At 72.0% G+C, this 3083-nt stretch carries 4 protein-coding genes; 2 read left to right on the top strand and 2 right to left on the bottom strand.

All coding sequences use genetic code 11. The features are described from left to right. Positions 1–396 (top strand): inositol monophosphatase family protein (locus ACFPZL_RS11690; RefSeq protein ID WP_382335529.1); only part of this gene is annotated, 396 nt, incomplete at its 5' end. Between the two features lie 34 nt (positions 397–430). On the opposite strand, the gene ACFPZL_RS11685 is transcribed toward ACFPZL_RS11690, so the two are convergent. Both ACFPZL_RS11685 and ACFPZL_RS11680 read right to left on the bottom strand, forming a co-directional pair. After that, the gene (locus ACFPZL_RS11685) at positions 431–988 is read right to left on the bottom strand and encodes a MarR family winged helix-turn-helix transcriptional regulator (protein WP_236021660.1); all 558 of its coding nucleotides are present in this window, start codon (positions 986–988) and stop codon (positions 431–433) included. A gap of 31 nt (positions 989–1019) precedes the next feature. After that, positions 1020–2702, bottom strand: a complete 1683-nt coding sequence (locus ACFPZL_RS11680; protein ID WP_382335527.1) for an amidohydrolase — start codon at positions 2700–2702, stop codon at positions 1020–1022. A 149-nt stretch (positions 2703–2851) separates the two neighbouring features. On the opposite strand from ACFPZL_RS11680, the gene ACFPZL_RS11675 reads away from it, so the two are divergent. Next, on the top strand, positions 2852–3083 hold a 232-nt coding region (locus tag ACFPZL_RS11675), incomplete at its 3' end, for a DUF3054 domain-containing protein (RefSeq protein ID WP_382335525.1).

Here is a 3083-nt window from a genome sequence, read left to right as displayed (position 1 = left end):
GGCGCCTGGCGGCAGGATCGCGGGGCCGCGCCTCGCCGCATCCGCGTGAGCGGGGTGGGCGAGCTCGCCGACGCCTCGCTCAGCTTCCAGAGCATCGGCCAGTGGCGGGACGCCGGTCGCCTCGACTCGCTGCTCTCGCTCGCCGAGCTCGTCTGGCGGGATCGCGGCTACGGCGACTCCTGGTCCTACATGCTGCTCGCCGAAGGCCTGCTCGACATCGTCGCCGAGTTCGATGTCAAGGCCTACGACCTGGCCGCGCACGTGCCGATCGTGCGGGAGGCCGGGGGGTCGTTCACGGATGCGGAGGGTTCGCCGACCGCGTGGAACGGCAGCTCGCTCGCCACAAACGGGCTCCTGCACGAGGCAGTCGTCGCCGCGCTCCGCTCCGCATCCTGACGCATCCGGGGTTTCACCGAGGCATGCTCGGCGTTCAGGTCTCCGTCTGCCGCAGCATCGCCGGATCGATGCGGTCGAGAATCTTGCCGAGCGCCTCGCCCATCACCCGCACCTCGGCCTCGTCGAGGCCGTCGAAGATGATCCGCCGCACCTCGGCGACGTGGGCCGGCGCATGCTGCTCGAGGTGGGCGACGCCGGCGTCGGTCAGCACGGCGTTGGTCGCGCGCCCGTCGTCGGGGCAGGCGACTCGGCGCACCCAGCCCTGCTTCTCGAGCCGGGTCACGACGTGCGAGAGCCGCGAGAGCGACGAGGTCGACCAGAAGGCGAGATCGCTCATCGAGCGCGTGCGCTCCTCCGCCTCGCTGAGCATCGCGAGCACATGGTATTCGAAGAGGCTCAGCCCGGCATCCCGCTTCAGCTGCGCCTCGAGCTCACCCGGCAGCAGGGTCGTCAGCCCGATGAGCCGCATCCACGTCCGGCGCTCCTCCGGCGACAGCCACCGGGGCTCGGCGTCGGCGGAACCCGTGCCGACCGGGCTCGCCGCGGCGGGATCCACGCCGGCGGGCGGCGTCTCCTCCAGCGGTGCGGCCACGGCGAGTCCCCCTCGTCTTCCTTGCGTCGCCTCACATACTATCCGTGCGCGGTGGGACCCGCCCCGCCCGATACACCTCTTCGCCTTCGACCCAGGTCGAGGTGACGGCCGTGCCGAAGAGCTCGTCGCTTGGCACCTCGAACGGGTTGGGCTCGATGATCACCAGGTTCGCCAGATAGCCCTCGCGCACGTGGCCGGTATCGTGGTCGCGGTGGTTCACGTAGGCGCTGCCCGAGGTGTAGGCGGCGAGCGCGGTCGCGAGATCGAGCCGCTGGTGCTCGCCACCGAGCGGCGGAGCATCGTAGCCGGGCACCGCCCGGTTGACGGCGACCGCGATCGCGGCGAGCGGATCGGCCGACGAGACCGGCCAGTCGCTGCCGGCGGCCAGCTTCGCCCCGCCGCGCACGAGATCGCCGAAGGGGTACTGCCGGCGCTCCGCGCCGTCCTGCATGAACGGCAGCGTCAACGTGTCGAGCTGATCCTCGTGCGTGGCCCACAGCGCCTGCAGATTCGCAACCGCGTCGACCTCGGCGGAGCGAGGCGCGTCCGCCTCGGCGACGACCTGCAGGTGCGCCAGGTGGTGCCGATTGTCGCGCGGCCCGTTCTCCGCCCGGGCAGCGCCGACCGCGTCGAGCGCATCCCGCACTGCGCGGTCGCCGAGCGCATGGAAGTGGACCTGCATGCCTGCGGCGTCGAGGCGGGTCACGGCCTCGCGCATGATCTCGGGGGCGATGAACGAGATGCCGTGGTTGCAGGTGTCGTGGCCGCTCGCATCCCGATAGGGCTCGAGCATCGCGGCGGTGTAGTTCTCGGCGACGCCGTCGACCATCATCTTGACGGAGCCCAGCTCGAACCGACCGGCGCTGCCGCTCGAGGCGCGTTCGTCGCGGCGAGCGAGGATCCCCTCGATCTGCTCCAGCCCGACTCCGCGCTCCCACCACTGGGCTCCGATCACGTGCACCTTCAGCGTCCCCTCGTCGATCGCGCGCAGATAGGCCGCGGTGCCGTCGGGCACGGGCGCGTTGGCACTGCCGACGATCGCGTCCTGCCATCCGGTGATGCCGAGGGAGAGCATCTCCTCCTGCGCTCGGAGCAGTCCGCGGTAGACGAGATCGGGCGAGACCTCGGGCTTCACCTCGGCGAACAGCTCGGCGGCCCCCTCGTGGAAGGTGCCGGCCGGGTGGCCGTCGGCCTCGCGCTCGATGCGCCCGTCCTCGGGATCGGGGGTGCTCGCGTCGAGGCCCGCCAGGCGGATGGCCGCGGTGTTCGCCCACGCGCCGTGATGATCGCGGTTCATCAGGAAGACCGGCCGCTCCGGGACGATCGCGTCGAGCAGCTGCCTCGTCGGGGTGCCTCCCGGGTAGTGATCCATCGACCAGCCGGCGCCGACGATCCACGACTCCTCAGGATTCGCCGCGGCATAGGCCGCGATCGCGGCGAGCGCCTGCTCCGCGTTCTCGGCCTCGGTGAGGTTGCACTGCAGGAGCTCCACGCCGCCGCCGACGGGATGCACGTGCGCGTCCTGAAAGCCCGGTGCGAGAAGCGCGCCGTTCAGGTCGATGCGGCGGGTCCCCGGGCCGGCGAGCGTCTCGGTCTCCGCCTCGGGCACGACCGCCGAGATGCGTCCGTCCACCACCGACACGGCCATTCCCTCCAGCGGGAGCCCGACCCCGGTGAAGACCGGTCCCCCGGTGAACAGCACGTCAGCGCTCATGCGCGTCTCCTCCCACTCCGTCGTGATCCCTATCTCTCCGGGCAGCGTACCGGAGATCGGCGGCGCACTCGACAGCGCACTCGACAGCGTGGTCGGCAGCGCGCGCTGCAGCACGGGCGGCGACGCCGCACCGCGTAGGCTGAGGGATCATGAGCTCTGATCCCGTTCACCCCGGCTCGGACGCTCGCGCACGCGCGTCGCGCCCGGTCCTCGCCTCGGCCGCGGCGCTTGACGCCGCCCTGGTGCTCGCCTTCTCCGTGCTCGGCCGGCGTTCCCACGCCGAGGCGCTGACGATCGCCGGTATCTGGGAGACCGCGTGGCCGTTCCTCGCCGGGCTCGCCATCAGCTGGCTCGCCGCGCTCGTCTGGCGCCGCCCGACCG

Origin of the sequence: Leucobacter soli (assembly GCF_042659205.1) — a bacterium.
Classification (GTDB): Bacteria; Actinomycetota; Actinomycetes; order Actinomycetales; family Microbacteriaceae; genus Leucobacter; species Leucobacter soli.
This window is presented reverse-complemented; position numbering and strand designations above follow the sequence as displayed.